Source organism: Paraburkholderia xenovorans LB400, assembly GCF_000013645.1.
Taxonomy (GTDB): domain Bacteria; phylum Pseudomonadota; class Gammaproteobacteria; order Burkholderiales; family Burkholderiaceae; genus Paraburkholderia; species Paraburkholderia xenovorans.
Window position 1 is genome coordinate 231695 of the sequence record NC_007952.1, and the last position, 20016, is coordinate 251710.

16 protein-coding genes and 1 tRNA gene are annotated in these 20016 nt (G+C 63.1%); 13 read left to right on the forward strand and 4 right to left on the reverse strand.

Annotated features, from left to right (window positions below):
* Nucleotides 1-99 precede the first annotated feature (99 nt).
* Nucleotides 100-969, reverse strand: a complete 870-nt coding sequence (locus tag BXE_RS23045) for a sulfurtransferase (protein WP_011490541.1) — start codon at nt 967-969, stop codon at nt 100-102.
* Between the two features lie 360 nt (nt 970-1329).
* Nucleotides 1330-2436, reverse strand: a complete 1107-nt coding sequence (locus tag BXE_RS23050; protein WP_011490542.1) for an aromatic ring-hydroxylating oxygenase subunit alpha — start codon at nt 2434-2436, stop codon at nt 1330-1332.
* Between the two features lie 284 nt (nt 2437-2720).
* On the opposite strand from BXE_RS23050, the gene BXE_RS23055 reads away from it, so the two are divergent.
* From BXE_RS23055 to folE2, 4 genes are all read left to right on the forward strand, one after another.
* The gene (locus BXE_RS23055; RefSeq protein ID WP_007178839.1) at nt 2721-3029 is read left to right on the forward strand and encodes an exodeoxyribonuclease VII small subunit; all 309 of its coding nucleotides are present in this window, start codon (nt 2721-2723) and stop codon (nt 3027-3029) included.
* Complete coding sequence (locus BXE_RS23060; protein WP_011490543.1) at nt 3026-3907, forward strand: polyprenyl synthetase family protein; 882 nt, start codon at nt 3026-3028, stop codon at nt 3905-3907. Before BXE_RS23055 ends, BXE_RS23060 begins: the two co-directional genes overlap by 4 nt.
* An 85-nt stretch (nt 3908-3992) precedes the next feature.
* Entirely contained in the window at nt 3993-5900 is a 1908-nt protein-coding gene (gene dxs, locus BXE_RS23065) for a 1-deoxy-D-xylulose-5-phosphate synthase (RefSeq protein ID WP_011490544.1), read from the forward strand.
* 263 nt (nt 5901-6163) lie between these two features.
* Nucleotides 6164-6970 (forward strand): GTP cyclohydrolase FolE2, encoded by an 807-nt coding sequence (gene folE2 / locus BXE_RS23070; RefSeq protein WP_011490545.1) that lies wholly within the window; start codon nt 6164-6166, stop codon nt 6968-6970.
* Between the two features lie 72 nt (nt 6971-7042).
* Here folE2 and tsaD read toward each other — a convergent pair whose 3' ends face one another.
* Nucleotides 7043-8071, reverse strand: coding sequence for a tRNA (adenosine(37)-N6)-threonylcarbamoyltransferase complex transferase subunit TsaD (gene tsaD, locus BXE_RS23075; protein WP_011490546.1), 1029 nt, complete (start codon nt 8069-8071; stop codon nt 7043-7045).
* Between the two features lie 124 nt (nt 8072-8195).
* Between tsaD and BXE_RS23080 the strand changes: the two genes are divergently transcribed.
* The 6 genes from BXE_RS23080 (at nt 8196) to BXE_RS23110 (ending at nt 15073) form a co-directional block, all read left to right on the forward strand.
* Nucleotides 8196-9413: an NAD(P)/FAD-dependent oxidoreductase gene (locus tag BXE_RS23080; RefSeq protein WP_011490547.1), complete on the forward strand. Its 1218-nt coding sequence runs from the start codon at nt 8196-8198 to the stop codon at nt 9411-9413.
* A gap of 68 nt (nt 9414-9481) precedes the next feature.
* The gene (rpsU, locus tag BXE_RS23085) at nt 9482-9694 is read left to right on the forward strand and encodes a 30S ribosomal protein S21 (protein WP_007178845.1); all 213 of its coding nucleotides are present in this window, start codon (nt 9482-9484) and stop codon (nt 9692-9694) included.
* 249 nt (nt 9695-9943) lie between these two features.
* The gene (locus BXE_RS23090; RefSeq protein WP_011490548.1) at nt 9944-10390 is read left to right on the forward strand and encodes a GatB/YqeY domain-containing protein; all 447 of its coding nucleotides are present in this window, start codon (nt 9944-9946) and stop codon (nt 10388-10390) included.
* 80 nt (nt 10391-10470) lie between these two features.
* Nucleotides 10471-12339, forward strand: coding sequence for a DNA primase (dnaG, locus tag BXE_RS23095; RefSeq protein WP_011490549.1), 1869 nt, complete (start codon nt 10471-10473; stop codon nt 12337-12339).
* A 92-nt stretch (nt 12340-12431) separates the two neighbouring features.
* Nucleotides 12432-14834, forward strand: a complete 2403-nt coding sequence (rpoD, locus tag BXE_RS23105; protein WP_081435568.1) for an RNA polymerase sigma factor RpoD — start codon at nt 12432-12434, stop codon at nt 14832-14834.
* 151 nt (nt 14835-14985) lie between these two features.
* Nucleotides 14986-15073: transfer RNA gene (locus tag BXE_RS23110), tRNA-Ile, on the forward strand.
* A 181-nt stretch (nt 15074-15254) separates the two neighbouring features.
* Here the strand turns inward: BXE_RS23110 and BXE_RS23115 are convergent.
* Nucleotides 15255-16658 carry an aminotransferase class I/II-fold pyridoxal phosphate-dependent enzyme gene (locus BXE_RS23115; RefSeq protein ID WP_011490551.1) on the reverse strand — a complete coding sequence of 468 codons (1404 nt, stop codon included), beginning with the start codon at nt 16656-16658 and terminating at the stop codon, nt 15255-15257.
* Between the two features lie 274 nt (nt 16659-16932).
* Between BXE_RS23115 and BXE_RS23120 the strand changes: the two genes are divergently transcribed.
* The 3 genes from BXE_RS23120 to BXE_RS23130 all read left to right on the forward strand — a co-directional run bounded on the left by BXE_RS23120 (nt 16933) and on the right by BXE_RS23130 (nt 20012).
* Nucleotides 16933-17349 (forward strand): OsmC family protein, encoded by a 417-nt coding sequence (locus BXE_RS23120; protein WP_011490552.1) that lies wholly within the window; start codon nt 16933-16935, stop codon nt 17347-17349.
* 30 nt (nt 17350-17379) lie between these two features.
* Entirely contained in the window at nt 17380-18681 is a 1302-nt protein-coding gene (locus BXE_RS23125; RefSeq protein WP_011490553.1) for an NtaA/DmoA family FMN-dependent monooxygenase, read from the forward strand.
* Nucleotides 18682-18743: 62 nt separating this feature from the next.
* Nucleotides 18744-20012, forward strand: coding sequence for an MFS transporter (locus tag BXE_RS23130; RefSeq protein WP_011490554.1), 1269 nt, complete (start codon nt 18744-18746; stop codon nt 20010-20012).
* Nucleotides 20013-20016: the final 4 nt, after the last annotated feature.

The following is a 20016-nucleotide window of genomic DNA, read 5'->3' on the forward strand; positions in this document are numbered from 1 at the left end:
GCGGTTCGTGCTCCCTCGATCGCAATAAAAGAAGCCGCTGCAGCTCTCGGGCGGCAACGGCTTTTTGCTAAACAGGTGCTGCGGCTCTCGCTGGTGTACTCAAGGATTCGGGCCAGTTGCGACGGGGCGCTTTGGATCCGAACTCCATTCGCTCCATGATCCCGCGTACAAGGCCGCGCCGTGCAGGCCGGCGACTTCCATCGCCAGCGCATTCACGCAGGCCGTCACGCCCGAGCCGCATTGCAGTATCACGTGTTCCGGCGGCGTGCCGGCGAGCAGCGCGTGGAATTCCTCGCGCAGCGTGTGAGCCGGCTTGAAGCGGTTGTCGGCGGTGAGGTTGTCTTTGAAGAAGCGGTTGAGCGCCCCGGGAATGTGGCCGCCGACGCGATCCAGTGTCTCGTTCTCACCGCGATAACGGTCGGCGGCGCGCGCGTCGACCACCACGCGTTCCTTCGAACCCAGATTGCGCTCGACCGTTTGCGCGTCGACCGTGACCGACAGCGGCGCGCCGGCTTTGAAGTCGCCGGTGTTCTGGGCGGGCGCGTCCTGCGTCAGCGGATAACCGCCTGCCTCCCATGCCTGCAGCCCGCCGTCGAGCAGCGCGACCGCGTCGTGACCGAGCCAGCGCAGCAGCCACCATGCGCGGGCGGCGTACATGCCGCCTTGTGCGTCATAGGCGACGACCTGCTGCCCTTGTTTCAGGCCGCGCGACTCCAGCGTCTCCACCAGCCGCGCACGATCCGGCAACGGATGGCGGCCGTTCTGGCCGTTCTTCGGCCCCGACAGATCGCGATCGAGATGCAGGTAATGCGCGCCCGGCAGATGCCCGGCCAGATAGGCTTTTTCGCCCGCCTCCGGGTCGGCCAGATCGAACCGGCAATCGATGACGAACACGCTGCCCGGCGCGGCGGCGAGCCGTTCCGCGAGATTGGCCGCGGAGATCAGAGTGGTGTAATGAGTGTGGGGCATGACGTCTCCTGTCGACCAGAGTTGGCGCTTTAGCGCTTACTCTGGTCCCATGCAAAGCGGTCGACCAGAGTTGGCGCTTTAGCGCTTACTCTGGTCCCATGCAAAGCGGTCGACCAGAGTTGGCGCTTTAGCGCTTACTCTGGTCCCATGCAAAGCGGTCGACCAGAGTTGGCGCTTTATTGCCTCACTCCGGTCCCATGTAAAACCCGATACGAGCGATGGCGGCTCCGTCAGGCGGCTTTCCCGCCGGCACCGGACGGCCGAGCTATCCCGTTAGTCTAAACAAAAAAAGACGGACCGAAGTCCGTCTTTCCATGCGCGGGTACTGCGTGAGTTCTGAGCAATCTGACGCGCTGCCAGTCAGATCGTGCCGAGCTCACGCCGCAGGAACTCGTGGAAGTGCTGCATGCCGTCTTCCATCGGGCTCTGATAAGGGCCGACCTGCGATTCACCGCGATTCATCAGCGCGCGGCGGCCGGCGTCCATGCGTTCGGCGATCTCGTCGTCTTCACGGGCGGTTTCCATGTAGGCGGCGCGCTCGGCTTCGACGAACTCCCGCTCGAACAGCGCGATTTCCTCAGGGTAATAGAACTCCACCACGTTGGTGGTTTTCTGCGGACCGCGCGGAATCAGCCACGACACTACCAGCACGTGCGGATACCACTCGATCATAATGCCCGGGTAGTACACCATCCAGATCGCGCCGAAGTCAGGCGGATTGCCGCCGCGAAAACGCAGCACTTCGTCGTGCCACTTGCGGTAGGTGGGGCTGCCCGGCTGCTCCAGATCCTTGTGCACGCCAACCGTCTGGACGCTATACCAGTCGCCGAACTCCCACGTCAGGTCGTCGCAATTGACGAAACTGCCCAGCCCCGGATGGAACGGCGCGACGTGATAGTCCTCCAGATAGACCTCGATAAAGGTCTTCCAGTTGTAGTTGCACTCGTGGACTTCGACGTGATCGAACATGAAGCCCGAAAAATCGAAATGTTCCTTGGTGCCGAGGCGCGCCAGATCGCGCGCGACGTTGCGCCCCTGCGCTTCGAACAGCAGGCCTTGCCAGTTCTGCAGCGGCGTGGCGCCGAGATTCAGGCAGGGGTTATCCGCAAAATGAGGCGCACCGAGGAGCTGGCCGTTCAGGTCGTACGTCCAGCGATGCAAGGGGCAGACGATATTCTCCGTCTGGCCGCGGCCGTTGAGCATGATGGCTTGCCGGTGGCGGCACACGTTCGACAGCAGTTCGACTTGCGATTGCTGGTTACGGACGAGCACACGCCCTTCGCTCTCGCTCGGCAAAGCAAAATAATTCCCCGCCTCGGGCACCATGAGATCGTGGCCGATGTAGCGAGGACCTTTCTTGAAAAGGGTGTCGATTTCGCGCGTTAGAAGCGCTTCGTCAAAGTAAGCCGTGACTGGCAGCTGGCTGTGGACAGACCGCAACTGCAATGCATTGCTCAGATTGGACATTCCCACTCCCGTGAAGACGTGAAAGCAGTGAACAACCCAACCATCGAAGATTCGATTTAGGGAGCCCGCGATTATACCCGTTTCCCCTTTCTTGGGGCGCTTAAGTGCCTGATTTGGGTCAAAAATGTCATAAAAGTTCGACTTTTTCGCCGCAGACTGATCACTTTTTTTCTGCGAGACTGCTAGGGCGGCGCGGAGCGGGAAGGCGGGCCAGGCCGGCGAGCGGATCGGAAATGACGCTTTTGCCGTAGAATGTCCGACTTGTTTTAATTTTGCGACTATTCATGGCGAAGACCGCGTCGAAAGATACTGCAGCCACGCCAGCCGAAGGCGTCGACACCACACCGCTGCCCGAGAATTACGAGGCCGCTCAGGCGGAGCTGGAAGGGCTGGTTGCCCGCATGGAAAGCGGCAACCTCAGCCTCGAGGAGTCGCTTACCGCCTACCGGCGTGGCGCCGCCCTCGTGGCGTTTTGCCAGCAGCAGCTCGAGAAGGTCGAGCAGCAGGTGCGCGTGCTCGACGGCGAGACGCTCAAGCCGCTGCCCATGAATACCGCAGGCACAGCCGCTACTGAAAGCGGGGACGACCTATGACATTCGAACAATGGATGCGCTCGGTGCTGGAGCGCGTCGAAACGGCACTAGACCATTATCTGCCGGGCGAGGCCACCGAGCCCGCCACGCTGCATGAAGCCATGCGCTACGCGGTGCTGGGCGGCGGCAAGCGGGTTCGCCCGCTGCTGTGCCACGCGGCTGGCGAACTGACCGGCGCGCGTGCCGAATGCCTCGATGCGGCAGCCGCTGCGCTGGAAATGATCCACGTGTACTCGCTTGTCCACGACGACATGCCATGCATGGACGACGACGCGCTGCGTCGCGGCAAGCCCACGGTACACGTCAAGTATGACGAAGCCACGGCATTGCTGGTCGGCGACGCGCTGCAATCGCAGGCGTTCGTCGCGCTGACCTCGGACGTGCTCGCTCCGGCGCAACAGGCCGCGCTCGTGCGCGAACTGGCGCTGGCGAGCGGCTCGGTCGGCATGTGCGGCGGCCAGGCCATCGACCTGGCGAGCGTCGGCCACACGCTGACGCGCACGCAGCTCGAAACCATGCACCGCATGAAAACCGGTGCCTTGCTGCGCGCCGCGGTGCGCATGGGCGCGCTGGCTGGCGAAACGCCGGACGCAGCGGCCATGCGCTCGCTCGACGCATATTCGGCTGCTGTCGGCCTCGCGTTTCAGGTTGTCGACGACATTCTCGACGTCACGACCGATTCCGCCACGCTCGGCAAAACCGCAGGTAAAGACGCGAAGGACGGCAAGCCGACCTACGTGTCGATCATTGGACTCGACGCGTCGCGTGCGCTCGCAGCGCAACTGCGCAGTGACGCTCACGCCGCGCTGGCGCCGTTCGGCGCACGCGCGCAGCGTCTTGCCGAATTGGCCGATCTGGTGGTGAACCGGGTCAGCTGAACGCGAAAGCCCGCCGCCGCGCGCCTCCGTTGCGGGGTGCATGTATGAAGTGCGGGCGCGTAAGTTTTCCTACAATGGAACGACGATGTACGACTTGCTGAAAACCATTGACGACCCGGCGGCACTGCGCCGCCTCGATCGCCGCCAATTGCAACCGCTTGCCGACGAGTTGCGTGCCTTTGTGCTCGACAGCGTATCGCAGACGGGCGGCCATCTTTCGTCCAACCTCGGCACAGTCGAGTTGACCATTGCGCTGCATTATGTGTTCGACACGCCGCATGACCGGATCGTCTGGGACGTCGGCCATCAAACGTATCCGCACAAGATCCTGACGGGCCGCCGCGATCAGATGCATACGCTGCGTCAGTTGGGCGGCATCTCGGGGTTCCCGAAGCGTGACGAGTCGGAATACGACACCTTCGGTACGGCGCACTCCAGCACGTCGATCTCGGCCGCGCTCGGCATGGCGGTCGCGAGCAAGCTGAAGGGCGACAACCGCATGGGCATCGCCGTGATCGGCGACGGCGCAATGACGGCCGGTATGGCCTTCGAGGCAATGAACAACGCCGGTGTCGAAGACGACGTGCCGCTGCTGGTCATCCTGAACGACAACGACATGTCGATTTCGCCGCCGGTCGGCGCGCTGAATCGCCATCTGGCGCGCCTGATGTCGGGCCGCTTTTACGCGGCCGCGCGTGCCGGTGTCGAGCGCGTGCTGCGCGTCGCGCCGCCCATGCTCGATCTCGCCCGCAAGCTCGAAGAGCACGCGAAGGGCATGATCGTGCCGGCCACGCTGTTCGAAGAGTTCGGCTTCAACTACATCGGCCCGATCGACGGCCATGATCTCGATTCGCTGATTCCGACGCTGCAGAACATCAAGGAACTGCGCGGTCCGCAATTCCTGCACGTCGTGACGAAGAAGGGCCAGGGCTACAAGCTGGCCGAAGCCGATCCGGTGCTGTACCACGGCCCGGGCAAGTTCAATCCGGCCGAGGGCATCAAGCCGGCCGCCACGCCGTCGAAGAAGACTTATACGCAGGTGTTCGGCGAATGGCTGTGCGACGCTGCTGAGCTGGATGCGCGCGTAATCGGCATCACGCCGGCCATGCGTGAAGGTTCGGGCATGGTGGAGTTCGAGAAGCGCTTCCCGGACCGTTATTTCGACGTCGGTATCGCCGAGCAACACGCGGTGACGTTCGCAGGCGGCCTGGCGGCGGAAGGCATGAAGCCGGTGGTCGCGATCTACTCGACTTTCCTGCAACGCGCTTACGACCAGCTGATTCACGACGTCGCACTGCAGAATCTGCCGGTGGTGTTCGCAATCGACCGCGCGGGGCTCGTCGGCGCGGACGGCGCGACGCACGCGGGTGCTTACGACCTCGCGTTCCTGCGCTGCATTCCGAACATGACGGTGATGGCTGCGTCGGATGAAAACGAATGCCGCCAGATGCTGTACACCGCATTGCAGCAACCGAACCCCACGGCGGTGCGCTACCCGCGCGGTGCCGGCACGGGCGTGGCGACCATCAAACAGATGACGGCGCTGCCGCTCGGCAAGGGGGAGATCCGTCGCGAAACGTCGCAGCCGGCCGGCAAGCGCATTGCGATCCTGGCATTCGGCACGATGGTGGCGCCGTCGCTGGCGGCGGCGGAGCAACTGGACGCAACCGTTGCGAACATGCGCTTCGTGAAACCGCTGGACGCCGATCTGGTCCGTCAGCTGGCCGAGACGCACGACGCCATCGTCACCGTCGAAGAAGGCTGCGTGATGGGCGGCGCGGGTTCGGCGTGCGTGGAAGCCCTGCTTGCCAGTGGGGTTACTCGTCCGGTACTACAATTGGGCCTCCCTGACCGGTTCATCGATCATGGAGATCCGGCCAAGCTGCTCGCCGCGTGCGGTCTCGACGCCGTGGGCATCACCAAGTCGATCCGCGAGCGTTTTCTGTTGAGCGGGGCGGTCGGCGGCCAGTCGTCGGTGAAGCGCGTCGCGTAAGCGCCGCTGCTCGCTACGGGGTCGCCGTGCAGGGCGGCCGGAGTGGCCATAGCAATCTCCAACTTGAATCGATGGGCCTTCGGGCTCATCATCCAACGCCGGCAAGGGCCGGCGTTTGCCGTTGCGCGCCTTGATTCGCGCGGCCGCTGAGAGCTCCCAAACCTGTTGCCTGGCAACAGTTCCCGAGGGCGTAATCTCCCGCGGAGACTTCCTCCGGGGGCGGAAAACCTGGGCGGTCCGGCGTTTCCTGAAAGGACAAGATAATGAATCAAATGAATCCCGCCTTTGTGATGCCCGATGTGCAAAGCACGCCCGACACCCGCCAGATCCCGATTCAGCGGGTCGGCGTGAAGGCGGTGCGCCATCCGCTGACGGTGCGCACGCAAGGCGGCGAGGTGCAGCCGACGGTCGGCACGTGGAATCTGGACGTGCATTTGCCTGCTGATCAGAAAGGCACGCACATGTCGCGTTTCGTCGCGTTGCTCGAAGAGAACAAGGCGCCGCTGGAACCCGCCACGTTCCGCACCATGCTCGCCGCTATGCTCGAAAAGCTCGAAGCCGAGGCAGGCCGCATCGAAGTATCGTTCCCGTACTTCGTGAACAAGACCGCGCCGGTGTCGGGTGTGCAAAGCCTGCTCGACTACGAAGTGACGCTGACGGGCGAGACCCGCAATGGCGCGACGCGCCTGTTCCTGCGGGTGCGGGTGCCGGTTACCAGCCTGTGCCCGTGTTCGAAGAAGATTTCGCAGTACGGCGCGCATAACCAGCGCTCGCACGTCACGATCAACGCCGAACTGGCTGGCGACGTCGCCGTGGAAGAACTGATCCGTATCGCCGAAGAAGAAGCCTCATGCGAACTGTGGGGCTTGCTCAAGCGCCCGGACGAGAAGTTCGTCACCGAGCGCGCCTACGAAAATCCGAAGTTTGTCGAAGACCTGGTGCGCGACGTCGCGCAGCGTCTGAATGCGGACGAGCGAATCGTCGCCTATGTGCTCGAAGCCGAGAACTTCGAGTCGATTCACAATCACAGCGCGTACGCTGTGATCGAACGGGATAAGCGCGCGGGCTGATATGTGTGTTTGCTGACTGCATTGAAAAAGCCGCTTCGAGAAGCGGCTTTTCTACGCCTGAATGATATCGGCCTAGCGTGCGAGTGACGTCAGATCCCAGCGCGGCTTCACCGTGAACGCGTAGTCCTTGCCCGACTGGTCCGGCCAGCGTTGCAGCCGCAAAGCGCCGGCCAGCGCGATCATCGCGCCGTTATCCGTGCACAGCGACAAGTCAGGGTAGTGCACGTAGAAATTGCGCTTCTTCGCGGCTGCGGAAAGCGCCTCGCGCAGCTGCCGGTTCGCGCCGACGCCGCCTGCGACGACCAGCCGGTTGAGGCCGGTTTTCTTGAGCGCGGCCAGCGACTTGGCCGCCAGGACTTCAACCGCCGCGTCGACGAAACCGCGTGCCAGATCGGCTTTTGCCTGCTCACAGATATTCGCGCCGCCGAGCTTCTTCGCGTGCGTAAGCACAGCGGTCTTCAAACCGCTGAAGCTGAAATCGAGATCGCCGGAATGCAGCATCGGGCGCGGCAGCACCACTGCGCCGGGCGTGCCGAATTCCGCCATACGCGAGACTTCCGGGCCGCCCGGATAACCGAGGCCGAGCAGCTTGGCGGTTTTGTCGAAGGCTTCGCCGGCGGCGTCGTCCAGTGTTTCGCCGAGCGTCTCGTAGACGCCCACGTCCGTCACGCGCATCAACTGCGTGTGGCCGCCGGACACCAGCAGCGCGACAAACGGAAATGGCGGCGGTTCGTCCACCAGCAGCGGCGAGAGCAAATGCCCTTCCAGATGATGGATACCGATGGTCGGCTTGTCCCACGCCATAGCCAGCGCATTGGCGACGCTCGCGCCGACCAGCAGCGCGCCCGCAAGGCCCGGGCCCTGCGTATAGGCGATTGCGTCGATGTCGCCGGCAGCCGTGCCGGCGCGTTCCATCACCTCTTCCAGCAGCGGCAACGCGCGCCGGATGTGATCGCGCGACGCCAGTTCCGGCACCACGCCGCCGTATTCCCGGTGCATCGCAATCTGCGAATGCAGCGCGTGCGCGAGCAGGCCGCGCTCTGTGTCGTAGAGCGCGAGACCGGTTTCGTCGCAGGAGCTTTCGATGCCGAGAACGAGCATGTGATGGGTGGGCTTGGGCGGACGCACGGGCAACGACACCCGGCGCCCGAAAAGTGGAAAGGCAAGCTTTAAAGTATAGCAGTGCGGGCAGAGGGCCGCAGACGCACAGGTACAATGCGACCGCATGGAATCCTTCGATATCGCAGTGATCGGCGCGGGCGCGGCCGGCATGATGTGCGCGGCCGTGGCCGGGCAGCTCGGCCGCCGCGTGGTGCTGATCGACCATTCGCAGCGTCTCGCGGAGAAAATCCGCATCTCCGGCGGCGGCCGCTGCAACTTCACGAATCTGTATGCCGGGCCGGCCAACTACCTGTCGGCCAACCCGCATTTTTGCCGCTCGGCACTTGCGCGCTACACGCCGCGCGACTTCATGGCGCTGCTCAAGCGCCATCATGTGACGTGGCATGAGAAGCACAAAGGCCAGCTATTCTGCGACCAGTCGAGCGACGCGGTCATCAACGTGCTGAAGAGCGAGTGCGACGCGGGCCGCGTGGCATGGCGCACACCTTTGTCCGTTGAACAGGTGCGGCAGGACGCGGCCGGCCGGTTCGCGCTGGATACCCGGTCGGGGCCGATCACTGCACGCGCGCTCGTGATCGCGACCGGCGGCCTTTCCATTCCCAAGATCGGCGCCACGGATTTTGCTTACCGACTTGCCAGGCAATTCGGTCACAAGCTGATCGATACGCGCCCCGCGCTGGTTCCGCTGACCTTCGCCGCGGCCGACTGGGAGCCGTTCTCGGCGCTGTCTGGTGTCTCGCTCGAAGTGCAACTCGCGACCGGCAACAAGAAGACTGGCGCCGAATTCAACGAAGATCTGCTGCTGACCCACCGCGGCCTTTCCGGTCCGGGTGTATTGCAGATTTCGAGCTACTGGCAGCCCGGCGAGCCGATTCACATCAACCTGTTGCCCGAGCAGGACGCCACGACCGCGCTGCTGGAAGCCAAAACCGGCACGAAGCGCCAGATCGGCAATCTGTTGTCGGAGTGGGTGCCGCAGCGGCTCGCCCATGTCTGGCTGGAAGCTCATCAGGTTCCGGCCGAAGCCCGCGTGGCTGACTTGCCGGATAAAACCCTGCGCCGGGTCGGCGAGGCTCTGTCGCGCTGGACGCTCACCCCCAACGGCACGGAGGGCTATCGCAAGGCCGAAGTGACGCGCGGTGGTGTCGATACGCGCGAGCTGTCGTCATCGACGATGATGAGCGCGCGCGCCCCGGGCTTGTACTTCATCGGCGAGGCGGTGGACGTGACCGGCTGGCTCGGCGGCTATAACTTCCAGTGGGCGTGGGCATCCGGCGTGGCGGCTGGTCAGGCCGCCGCGGAGTATGTCCAGGGGGCTTGACGGCGCTCTGGCTTTGTGCGAAAGCTCTGCTATACTCCTGAACCTTTACAAAGTTCCGTTATTGAAAAATGACGACCATCCGCGTAAAAGACAACGAGCCGTTTGAAGTTGCCATGCGCCGTTTCAAGCGCACTATGGAGAAAACCGGTTTGTTGACGGAACTTCGCGCTCGCGAGTTTTACGAAAAGCCTACGGCTGAGCGCAAGCGCAAGAAGGCGGCTGCGGTGAAGCGTCATTTCAAGCGTCTGCGTGGCCAGATGCTGCCAAAGAAGTTCTACTGATTCTGGCGTTGTCGCGGTTCCCGTCGAACGGAGCGGCGGCATCCAACCGGTGAGGGCACGGCAGGTGCCATCACGGAAAACACGGCCCTTCGGGCCAGCCGGCAGGGTCGCACCCACCACGCACATTGTGCCAACCCGCTTGAGGAAGCAGTCCCAAGCGGGTATTCGTGTTGATGCGCGTGTTGATGCGCGCGTCGAGGTGCCTGGCCTGGCCGGTTTTTCAAATTCTCCAACGCATTCAGGTGAGTGATGAGTCTCAAGGACCGGATCAACGACGATATGAAGGCCGCCATGCGGGCACGTGAAACCGAGCGTCTCGGCACGGTCCGCCTGTTGCTCGCCGCGATCAAGCAGCGCGAAGTCGACGAGCGCATCACGCTCGACGACACCGCGATCACCGCTGTGATCGACAAGATGATCAAGCAGCGCAAAGACTCGATCAGCCAGTTCGAAGCGGCTGGCCGCACGGATCTGGCCGACAAGGAAAAGGCCGAACTGGCGATCCTGTCTGCCTATATGCCGGAGCAGATGTCCGAGGCCGAGATCGTTGCCGAAGTTCAGGCGGCGGTCGCGCAAACCGGCGCGGCCGGCCCGCAGGACATGGGCAAGGTGATGGGCGTGCTCAAGCCGAAGCTGGCCGGCCGCGCCGACATGACCGCCGTCTCGGCGCAGGTCAAAGCCGCGCTCGCGAAGTAACTTCAGTTTGTCCGGTCTGCGCGCGCCGTCGCTCGGCGGGTGGCGTGTGCAGCCTTGAGTCTTTCAGGTAGCGTCATACTGTGATTCCTCCGTCATTCCTGCAGGACCTGCTCAACCGCGTCGATATCGTCGACGTGGTCGGCCGGTATGTGCAGTTGAAGAAGGGCGGCGCGAACTTCATGGGGCTGTGCCCGTTCCACAACGAGAAAAGCCCTTCGTTTACGGTTAGTCCGACTAAGCAGTTCTATCACTGCTTCGGCTGCGGCGCGCATGGCACGGCCATCGGTTTCCTGATGGAACACGTCGGCTCCTCGTTTCCGGAGGCGGTCAACGAACTGGCGCAGTCGGTCGGGTTGACCGTGCCGAACGAGCCTTCGCCGGGATATGGCGGCGGCGGTTCCGGCGGCTATGCGCCGGCAGCTTCCAAGGCCGTCACCACGGCGCTTTCCGAGGTCATGCAGACCGCCTGCGACTTCTACCGCAAGCAACTGCGCAGCGCACCGGTCGCAATCCAGTATTTGAAGAAGCGCGGCCTCACCGGCGAGATCGCGGCCCGTTTCGGCCTCGGCTATGCCCCGGACGGCTGGCAGAACCTCGAAGCGGCATTTCCGAACTACCGCGACGATTCGCTGGTCGAATCGGGTTTGGTGATTGTCAGCGAAAAGTCCGACGCACAGGGTCAGAACCGCCGGTACGACCGCTTTCGCGAGCGGATCATGTTCCCGATACGCAATGTGAAGGGGCAGGTGATCGGCTTTGGCGGCCGTGTGCTGGACGGCGGCGAGCCGAAGTATTTGAATTCGCCCGAAACGCCTTTATTTAACAAGGGCAGCGAGCTGTATGGGCTGTTCGAGGCACGTCTGGCGATTCGCGAGCAGCACTACGTACTCGTCGTGGAAGGCTACATGGACGTGGTCGCGCTGGCCCAATTGGGGTTCCAGAACGCAGTCGCCACGCTCGGTACGGCCTGCACGCCGATTCATGTGCAGAAGCTGATGCGTCAGACCGACACGGTCATTTTCAGTTTCGACGGCGATTCGGCGGGCCGGCGCGCCGCTCGTCGCGCGCTGGATGCCTGTTTGCCGCATGCGGCGGATAACCGGACCATCCGGTTCCTTTTTTTGCCGGCCGAGCACGATCCGGACAGCTACGTGCGTGAATACGGCACCGAGGCGTTCGCCGAGCAGGTCGAGCGGGCCATGCCGCTGTCGCAGTTCATGCTGAACGAGGTGCTGACCGGCAAGGAGCTGGATCAGCCGGAAGGAAAGGCTCGCGCGCTGTTCGACGCCAAGCCTTTGTTGCAGGCGTTGCCGGCCAACGCGCTGCGCGCGCAGATCATGCATATGTTTGCCGACCGGCTCGACGTGCCGTTCGACGAGGTCGCCGCGCTGTGCGAGGTCGATTCGCGTATCGCGGCGGCGGCCCGCGCCGCGCCGGCCCGCAAAGACCGGCGCAGCGTGACCGGAATCGAGGAAAAAACGCTGCGCAATCTGGTGATGCATCCGCGCACGGTGGCGGTGCTGGACGAGGAGGCCGAGCAGGCGCTCCTCACGGTGACGCGGCACGGTGAACTGTTCGAAGAAGTGACGACGCACGCGCGTGCCCTGGGCGATTCGGCGGAGTTTCAGTTGTTGTCCGACCTATTGCGAAACGGCGCGAACGCCCCAACTTTCGAGGAAATCTTTCGCAAAATTCTAGACTATGATGAAAACGTCCGGGATTTGCTGCTGAAAGACCCGGAGGATGCGACCGTCATCGAGGAACGGCGCGAGCAGGAACGGATCGTTGGAGAGGAGCTGAAGGCGGCGATCCTGAAGATGCGGTACGACGCTTACTGCGATCGTCTCGAGCAGCTTTCGCGGCAATCCCGGCACACGCCGGAGGAGTTCGCGGAGCTGTCGGAGCTGAACCGGAAGCGGGCCGACATGAAGCGCCGGCTCGGGCTGTAAGCGGAGCGGAGGAAGCCTGAGTGCTATAATAAAAGGTTTCCAGCAGTTTGTTTTTTAAAGGGTTTTCCTAGCAAAGGCGAAAAGGCGATGCGATGGCAAAGACTAAGGACGCAGCTACCGGCGGGAAGAAAGCTACAGGCACGAACTCCAGGGAGTCGACCAGAAAGGTCAGCGAGGCCAGGTTAGTTTCTTCCGCCAGAAAGACGTCTGCCGCCAGCGTTGCGCCCGTTGCCGGGAAGAAGTCCTCGACCGCTTCCGCTGCGCGAGCGGAACCGGTCAGGGCGGCGAAAGCTGTAGCATTACCGGCCGCGAAGGGGTCGGGTGTCAGAAGCGCAAGGGAAGCGGCTGCCGCGCAGGACGATGCGGTAGTGCGCGAGGTTCCAGTATCCACGGTTCAACCGGCTGTTGTCCACCAGCCGCGAGTCGAGACTACAGCCGGTACGGCGAACTCCATGACGAAAAAGCTGAACGAAGTACCCGTCGATGACGACGCAACCCAAAGCGAAGAAAACCCTGCGGCTGTTCCAGCCAAGGTGGAAAAGGCCAAGGCTCGCGACCGTCGGGCAAAGGAAAAAGCGCTGCTGAAAGACGCTTTCGCGTCGTCACAGCCTGGCACGGTCGAGGAACTCGAGGAGCGCCGCTCCAAACTGCGCGCGCTAATCAAGCTCGGCAAGGAGCGCGGCTTCCTCACGTACGCAGAAATCAACGACCACCTTCCGGACAACTTCACCGAGACCGAGGCGATCGAAGGCATCATCAGCACGTTCAACGACATGGGCGTGGCTGTGTACGAGCAGGCCCCGGACGCTGAAACACTGCTGCTGAACGACAACGCGCCGGCGGCTTCTTCGGACGACGAAGTGGAAGAGGAAGCGGAAGTCGCGCTGTCCACCGTCGACTCGGAATTCGGCCGCACCACAGACCCGGTCCGCATGTACATGCGGGAAATGGGCACGGTCGAACTGCTCACGCGCGAAGGCGAAATCGAAATCGCCAAGCGGATCGAAGATGGCCTGAAGCACATGGTGATGGCCATCTCCGCGTGCCCGACCACGATCGCCGACATTCTGGCAATGGCCGAGCGCGTCGCGAATGAGGAAATTCGCATCGACGAACTGGTCGACGGCCTGATCGACGCCAACGCGGAAGACGCGGACGGCTTCTCCGCGCAAGAAGCGGAAGCGATCGAAAGCGAAGACGAAGAGGTCGAAGAGGACTCGGAAGAGGACGAGGAAGAAGACGACGGCACGGCGCAAGCCACGGCCAACGCCGCGCAGATGGAAGCGCTCAAGCGTGCGTCGCTCGAAAAATTCGCGATGATCAGCGAATGGTTCGACAAGATGCGTCGCGCGTTCGAGAAAGAAGGCTACAAGTCCAAGTCGTATCTGAAGGCGCAGGAAACGATCCAGAACGAGCTCATGACGATCCGCTTTACCGCGCGCACCGTCGAGCGTCTGTGCGACACGCTGCGCGCGCAGGTGGACGAAGTGCGTCAGGTCGAGCGTCAGATTCTGCACACGGTAGTCGACAAGTGCGGCATGCCGCGTGCGGAATTCATTGCGCGTTTCCCGGGCAGCGAGACGGATCTCGAGTGGGCCGACAAGATCGTCGGTGAAGGTCACGCGTATAGCGCGATCCTCACGCGGAACATTCCGGCTATTCGCGAACAGCAGCAGCGTCTGCTGGATCTGCAGGCGCGCGTCGTGCTGCCGCTGAAGGACCTGAAGGAAACCAACCGTCAGATGGCGGCGGGCGAACTGAAGGCGCGTCAGGCAAAGCGCGAGATGACCGAGGCGAACTTGCGTCTCGTGATCTCGATCGCGAAGAAGTACACGAACCGTGGTCTGCAGTTCCTCGACCTGATTCAGGAAGGCAACATCGGCCTGATGAAGGCAGTGGACAAGTTCGAATATCGTCGCGGCTACAAGTTCTCCACGTATGCAACGTGGTGGATCCGTCAGGCCATTACGCGTTCGATCGCGGACCAGGCGCGCACGATCCGGATTCCGGTTCACATGATCGAAACGATCAACAAGATGAACCGCATCTCGCGTCAGATCTTGCAGGAAACCGGTCTCGAGCCGGATCCGGCAACGTTGGCCGAGAAGATGGAAATGCCGGAAGACAAGATCCGCAAGATCATGAAGATCGCGAAGGAACCGATCTCGATGGAAACGCCGATCGGTGACGACGACGATTCACATCTGGGCGATTTCATCGAAGATAACAACACGGTTGCGCCGGCCGACGCCGCCTTGCACGCCAGCATGCGCGACGTCGTGAAAGACGTGCTCGACTCGCTGACGCCGCGTGAAGCGAAGGTGCTGCGCATGCGTTTCGGTATTGAGATGAGCACCGATCACACGCTCGAAGAAGTCGGCAAGCAGTTCGACGTGACGCGTGAACGGATCCGTCAGATCGAGGCAAAGGCGCTGCGCAAGCTGCGCCACCCGAGCCGTTCGGACAAGCTGAAGTCGTTCCTCGAAGGGAATTGATCGAAGCCGGCGCTCGTTCCACTGATGTAGCGGTTCGAAGGAGCCTCGCGGTTGTTTCGGTGTATCGAAGCGGTTGCGAAGGCTCCTTTTTCGTGTAGTATGTCGGCCAATCAGCGAATAGGCCCGGCCTTCAAGACCGGGTCTTTTTCTTGGGCCGGACGCCGTGCTGGTTGCAGGCAGCGGACTCATAATCCGCCTCCGAAAGGACACCGTCGGTTCGACTCCGACCCGGCCCACCAATCCCCTTGCTGCTTATTCCCAGACCCTTCTTTCATATCGCGGCAATCGCCGCCGGCGAGGCTTTCGCCAATCTCTTTCCACTGTCCGGCTGACGCGGTTGAGTTCGCGCTGCGTTCCGTGAGCTTGAGCCTCCCGTCCAAACCCCGCCTGGCCAGAATTTCTCTGCGGGCCGGGTTGCCGCTAGGCCAATTGACGCGAGCTTTGCCCCGCTTGCAGGTTGACCAGCGTGGCGAACTTGTCGGCAATCCGTCGAAGCGCTTCCGCAGAGTCGGGAAGCCGCGCCGTCGAGACGCGAAGAAACTCGCCAGTGCGCGGGCCGACGTGGCAACGGCTGCCACTCGCAACCGATATGCCATGCGCGGCGAGCGCGACGATCGCCGTCTCTTCGTGAGGCACCGCCACCCACAGGTTCAACCCGTCGTCACCCTGGGCGCTCATGCCGCGCGCGAGCAGCAGCTCGCGCAGCGCTGAGCGTCGCGCGGCATATCGTTGGCGGGCGTGGTCGACCGCCGCGTTGGTCCGCGTGTCCGTCAAAAGCCACGCCAGCGCACCTTGAAGAATGCGGCTGTTCATCGCGGCGCCAAAACTGCGAAGCTTGCGCGTCCGGTCGATGAGCCGTGACGAGCCGGCGAGCACGCAGGTCCGCAAGTCGATGCCGTAAGTGTTGCAATAGCCGCGTACGAGGAGCGTGCGCTCGGGCAGCAATGCGCCCATGCTGGGTGCGCTGCGCAACGACAGCGGCCCGATGAAATCATCCTCCACGATCTGCGTCTGCGGGCTTTCGTGAAGCAACCGCGCCAGCTCGTCGAGACGTGCAGCGTCGACGGCGTGTCCCAGCGGCACCTGGGCGCGGGGCTGATAGACGAACGCTGCTGGCCGCCGCTCGAGCGCGGTACGCAGCGACGAAGGCGTGGGGCCGCGCCCGTCGCACTCCACTGCAATGAGCTCGAGGCCGAGCGTCGAACAGATGTCGAGCAGCCGCGGACTCGTGGGTGATTCGATGGCGAGGAGACGCTGTTCGCCCACGGCGGCCTCGATGGCGAGCAGCGTGCCTTCCGTGCCGCTGCCGGCGGTGCTCCACGCCTCGGGCCGGAATGGCCACGTGGGCGCTACGGCGGCAATGAGGCTCGGTATGGCGTGCTCCTTCGACGCGCGATGGGCTGAGGGTTCTCGCGATCCGGCAAGCAGCGCCTGGCCGAGATCGGGCAGGAGTGCGTAGTCGATCAGCCCTTGTGCGAGATCCCACGAATGATCGTCGGGGGAATCGGCACGGGCGGTTTCTCGTGTTCCGGTATCCGTCACTACTGTGCCGCCGCGCCGGCGCGTGTCGATCAGGCCGAGGTCGCGCAGCCGCGACCACGCGCCGGCGACGGTTGCCGGGCTCACGCCGAGCAGCGGCGCCAGTACGCGCACGGTCGGCAGGCGCGCCCCCGCCTGCAGCCGCCCGGTGCGGATCAGGTCGCGGATGCTGTGGACCAGGTCGCCCCCGCCGTCCGTTTGAACATATCGTGCAATCCAGTCTGCCTCCGCCAGTTGGCCGGTTTCGCTCTCCACGCCGTCGGGCGCCGTTTGGTGTTTGGTCATTCAATCATCCGTTGCATGTTCGCTGTCGGTTAATTCGCCGCTGTGCCGCGCCAGATAAGGGAAAAGGGTTCCGTGCAGCGATCTGTGCCGCCGTTTCGAGCCGTTTCGCATCCTCGGGCTTTCTCTCTTCGACAGCATTGTCGATCGCCGATCACGACGTTGAACATATTTTTATAAGATAAACATATCTGAATATGTTACTGGAACGAACGTCAGAGCGGGTATCTAATCACGTCACGGCAATCTTATCGAACCATCTGGAAAGAGCACTCTCATGAGCGAACAGCGCAGCGCAACCGCAAAAACCATCGGCGTGACCGGCCGCTATCTGGTCGAAAGCCGCGGAAATTTCTTCGCCTCCGATTCGCCCTCCGCGCGCGACGGCGAGACGGCGGCAGTGGAGCCTTCGGAGCTTCTGCTCTCGGCGCTCGGCGTGTGCGCACTCGGCAGCGTCGAAAAGGCCGCGCGGGAATTCGAGTTGAACGTGCGCCATGCCGATGCCACGGTCGATTCGCTGCGCGACCCTGACGACCGTACTCGCTTTGCCCGCGTGCATATCGAGGTGACGGTATACGGCGTGACGCAGCCCCAAGCGCAGCGGCTGATCGACCATTTCACGAGCGGCTGCGTGATCTACAACACGGTGCGCCGCGCCGGCCCGATTTCCGTCGCAGTCACGGCTCATCCCTAACCCGTCGCATCCGACCGTAACGAAGCAGACATGGCACGCAAACCGTTTCATCTCGCCTGGTTCATCTCCCGCGGCTTCGGTCCCAAGGCATGGCGGCTGCCTTGGGGCGGCCCGAACCCCAAGGGCTGGACGTCGCCCGATCTTTTTGTGGATCTCTCGCGCGCACTCGAACGCGCCGCATTCGACTACGTGATGATCGAAGACTCGTCGAACATTCCGTACACCTATCAGAATTCGCACGATATCTATCTACGTTACGCGGTCGATTCGCCCAAGCTGGATCCGGCCGTGCTCGCATCGTTCCTGATTCAGGCGACACGACGGCTCGGCGTCGTTACGACGCTTTCGACGACCGAATATCACCCGTTTCAACTCGCGCGCCTGACCAACACACTCGATCATGTGAGCCACGGCCGCGCAGGCTGGAATCTCGTGACGGGCAGCAACGACGGCGGCGCACAGAACTTCGGGCTCGACAGGCAGTATCCGCACGACCAGCGCTACGACATGGCCGACGAATACGTGGATCTGGTCACCAGACTGTGGGAGTCGTGGGATGCCGACGCCGTAGTAATGGACCAGCAGAACGAGATTTTCGCGGATCCTTCGAAGGTGCATCCGGTGCATTTCGAGGGCCAGTACTTCCGGTCGCGCGGCCCGCTTGGCGCCCCTCGCTCGCCGCAGGGAAGGCCTGTTATCTGCCAGGCGGGCGGATCGCCGCGCGGCCGTCAATTCGCCGCGCGCTGGGCCGAAACCGTGATCGGCACCGCGCGCAGTGTCGCTTCGATGAAAGCGTTTCGCGACGACATTCGCGCCAAAGCCCGCGAGGCGGGACGCGACCCGGACAGCATCAAGGTGCTGTTCCTGATCACGCCCATTGTCGACGAGTCGCGCGAAAACGCCGAAATGCGCCGTCGCGCGCAACTCGAAGACGCGAGCCGGCATCTGGACGTGCATCTGGCGTCGCTCTCGCGCACGAGCGGCATTGATTTTTCGAAGTTCGATCTGGATGAGCCGCTTCCCGAGTTGAAATCGAACGGCCATCAGACGCTCGTCGCCCAGTACAGCGGCCGCACGCTTCGCGAAATCAGCGGCACCGGCAAGATGCTTTCGGACGTGAATCTGGTCGGCACCGCGCAGGATGTGGCCGCGCGGCTCAGCGAAGTCGTCGACGAGGTGGGCGGCGATGGTTTTCTGCTGATGGACCCGGACCTCACGCGCCGCTACATCGCCGAGATCACCGATGGCCTCGTTCCCGAGCTCCAGCGGCTCGGCGTCGTGCGCACGCAATACGAACATGAGCAATTCCGTGACAACCTGATGGCGTTCTAGCGCGCGTCCGGTCTGCTGCTTGCCCCATCAACCTGCGATACGTTAAGACATACTAATTACCTATGTACGCGAACCAATCGATCCGTGAGCCTTCGGCGCCGGGCAGCACCTCACTCACGCGGCATGCATGGGTCGTGATCGCCATTGTCACGACCTTCTGGATAGCGGACGGATACGACACGTTCGTGCTGCTCGTCACGGCGCGCCCCGCGCTGGCGGACCTGCTGCCGCACGAGGCATCGCCGTTTTTCGCCCGCTATCTCGGCTATCTCGTGACGATCACGCTTGCCGGATGGGCAACCGGAGGCGTGCTGGGTGGCGTGCTGGGCGACCGGCTCGGGCGGCGCAAGGTGATGCTGCTGGGCGTCGTGCTCTATAGCCTCGCCACGACGGCGTCGGCGCTTACGTCGACATGGCAGTGGCTCGCGCTCGCGCGCTTTCTTACGGGTATCGGCATTGGCGCGGAGTGGGGCGTGGGCACGTCGCTGCTCCAGGAGACGTGGCCCGAAAAGTGGCGCACGCGCGGTGCCGGACTTCTGCAGGCGGGCTTTTCAGTGGGCGGCCTGCTGGTTTCCGGGCTGTGGATTCTCGTCGGATCGTCGTTCGGATTGTCGTGGCGCTGGATGTACCTGTTCGGCATCGTGCCGCTGCTCATCATCTTCGCGGTCTACCGCCACATTCCCGAGTCGGCACGCTGGACGCAGACCCGCAACGAGGTCAGTCCGCTTGCATTGTTCGCACAGCCATACGTGCGTCGTCGCCTGCTGGCTGCGCTCGCCGTGTCGGTGGCCATTACCGGCGGATGGTGGGCGGTCACGTCTTTTCTGCCGACCTTCGTCGCAAGTCTCGCGCACGATCCGCGCGAGGCAGCGTCGCTCGCCGGCTGGGCCGGTGCGCTTTACAACCTCGGCGAGATCGTCGGCTGCATTGCGATGGGGTTTCTCGCTGAAGCATGGGGCCGCCGTCCGACCACGATCGTCTATCTGCTCGGCTCGCTTCTGATCGTGCCATTCGTGTTCGCCGGCCTTGGCTCCGCGAAGGCGGTAACGGTCGCGCAACTGGTGTCGGGGTTCTTCACCGGCGGCCTGTACAGCTGGTACGCGATCCATACGCCGGAACTCTTCCCCACGCGCATCCGCGCGACCGCCATCAGCGTCATCTTTTCAGGTGCGCGCTATCTGGCGATGGCGGGTGCGATCGCCGCGGGCACGCTCGCGGCGGCACTCGGCGGAATGGGCAAGGTGGCGTTGTGGTTCGCTCCAATCTATCTGCTTGGTGCGGTTGCGGTGCTGTTCCTGCCCGAGACACGCGGCAAGGGGCTGCCAGACTGACATT

Bases quoted from the DNA above. Each gene is read 5' to 3' on its own strand.
- BXE_RS23045 (WP_011490541.1), bottom strand. From the start codon at position 969: ATGCCCCACACTCATTACACCACTCTGATCTCCGCGGCCAATCTCGCG.
- BXE_RS23050 (WP_011490542.1), bottom strand. From the start codon at position 2,436: ATGTCCAATCTGAGCAATGCATTGCAGTTGCGGTCTGTCCACAGCCAG.
- BXE_RS23055 (WP_007178839.1), top strand. From the start codon at position 2,721: ATGGCGAAGACCGCGTCGAAAGATACTGCAGCCACGCCAGCCGAAGGC.
- BXE_RS23060 (WP_011490543.1), top strand. From the start codon at position 3,026: ATGACATTCGAACAATGGATGCGCTCGGTGCTGGAGCGCGTCGAAACG.
- dxs (WP_011490544.1), top strand. From the start codon at position 3,993: ATGTACGACTTGCTGAAAACCATTGACGACCCGGCGGCACTGCGCCGC.
- folE2 (WP_011490545.1), top strand. From the start codon at position 6,164: ATGAATCAAATGAATCCCGCCTTTGTGATGCCCGATGTGCAAAGCACG.
- tsaD (WP_011490546.1), bottom strand. From the start codon at position 8,071: ATGCTCGTTCTCGGCATCGAAAGCTCCTGCGACGAAACCGGTCTCGCG.
- BXE_RS23080 (WP_011490547.1), top strand. From the start codon at position 8,196: ATGGAATCCTTCGATATCGCAGTGATCGGCGCGGGCGCGGCCGGCATG.
- rpsU (WP_007178845.1), top strand. From the start codon at position 9,482: ATGACGACCATCCGCGTAAAAGACAACGAGCCGTTTGAAGTTGCCATG.
- BXE_RS23090 (WP_011490548.1), top strand. From the start codon at position 9,944: ATGAGTCTCAAGGACCGGATCAACGACGATATGAAGGCCGCCATGCGG.
- rpoD (WP_081435568.1), top strand. From the start codon at position 12,432: ATGGCAAAGACTAAGGACGCAGCTACCGGCGGGAAGAAAGCTACAGGC.
- BXE_RS23115 (WP_011490551.1), bottom strand. From the start codon at position 16,658: ATGACCAAACACCAAACGGCGCCCGACGGCGTGGAGAGCGAAACCGGC.
- BXE_RS23120 (WP_011490552.1), top strand. From the start codon at position 16,933: ATGAGCGAACAGCGCAGCGCAACCGCAAAAACCATCGGCGTGACCGGC.
- BXE_RS23125 (WP_011490553.1), top strand. From the start codon at position 17,380: ATGGCACGCAAACCGTTTCATCTCGCCTGGTTCATCTCCCGCGGCTTC.
- BXE_RS23130 (WP_011490554.1), top strand. From the start codon at position 18,744: ATGTACGCGAACCAATCGATCCGTGAGCCTTCGGCGCCGGGCAGCACC.